Source organism: Kocuria sp. HSID17590 (assembly GCF_003989485.1).
Taxonomy (GTDB): Bacteria; Actinomycetota; Actinomycetes; order Actinomycetales; family Micrococcaceae; genus Kocuria; species Kocuria salsicia.
This window is the reverse complement of the sequence record NZ_RBMB01000071.1, coordinates 1-1,182: the sequence shown is the minus strand read 5'-3', so window position 1 is coordinate 1,182 and position 1,182 is coordinate 1. Positions and strand designations below refer to the sequence as shown.

Here is a 1,182-nt window from a genome sequence, read left to right as displayed (position 1 = left end):
CGGTGCGGCTGCCGGAAGCGGCAGCCGCACCGCTGCGGCTGGGCACCCCCGCCGTGCTGCCGCGCGTGCACGACGGTGCGTGCCTCGTGGACCTGCGCTGCGTTCCGGAGGCGGACGACGCCGCACTGACCGACGCCGCGCGCGCCGCGCTGGAGGGACTGCGCTGATGTACGTGGTGGCAACCGCCGGTCACGTGGACCACGGCAAGAGCACGCTCGTGCGGGCACTCACGGGCATCGAACCGGACCGCTGGGACGAGGAGAAGCAGCGCGGGCTCACGATCGACCTCGGCTTCGCGTGGACGGAGCTGCCCTCCGGGCGGCACGTGGCGTTCGTGGACGTCCCCGGGCACGAGCGCTTCCTCGGCAACATGCTCGCCGGGGTGGGGCCGGCCCCCGTGGTGTGCTTCGTGGTGGCCGCGGACGAGGGGTGGCAGGCCCAGTCCGGCGACCACCGGGACGCCGTCGCGGCCCTGGGCATCTGCGACGGGCTGATCGTGGTGACCAAGGCGGACCGCGCTCCGGAACGGGTGGCCGACGTCGTGGCCCAGGCCCGCGCGGAACTGGCGGGAACGGGACTCGCCGAGGCGCCCGCCGTCGTCGTCTCTGCGCAGGACGGCACGGGGCTCGACGAGTTCCGCGCCGCGCTCGACGCCGTGCTGGCCCGCGTTCCCGCGCCGGACCCGGAGGCGCGCGTGCGGCTGTGGATCGACAGGGCGTTCACCATCTCGGGGGCCGGGACCGTGGTCACGGGGACGCTCACGGCGGGCACCCTGCGCGTGGGGGACCGCATGGTGCTGCGCGGAGCCGCGGGGGAGCAGGAGGTCACGGTGCGCTCGCTGCAGAGTCAGAACACGTCCGTGCAGGAGATCGGGCCCACGAACCGCGTGGCCGTGAACCTGCGCGGCACGAGCAAGGAGGCGATCCACCGCGGAGACACGCTGCTGACCCCGCGGTCCTGGCCGGTCACCGACGTCCTGGAGGTGCGTCGGGAACGCGGGGCGCCCTTCACGGAGGTCCCGGAGCAGGTGGTGGTGCACGCCGGAACGGCCGGGGTGGGCGCGCGGCTGCGACCGCTGGACGCGGAGCACGCCCGCCTGCAGCTCGCCCACCCGTTGACGCTCGTGCCGGGGGACCGGCTGGTGCTGCGCAGCCCGGGCGCGCGCGTGGCGGTCGGCGGTGC

1 protein-coding gene and 1 pseudogene are annotated in these 1,182 nt (G+C 75.5%); both read left to right on the top strand.

Features of this window, described 5'->3' with window-relative positions:
* A pseudogene (locus D8M39_RS12675) lies at positions 1–167 on the top strand (L-seryl-tRNA(Sec) selenium transferase); the annotation flags it as partial.
* On the top strand, positions 167–1,182 hold a 1,016-nt coding region (gene selB / locus D8M39_RS12435; protein WP_126875120.1), incomplete at its 3' end, for a selenocysteine-specific translation elongation factor. The pseudogene D8M39_RS12675 and the gene selB, both read left to right, overlap by 1 nt.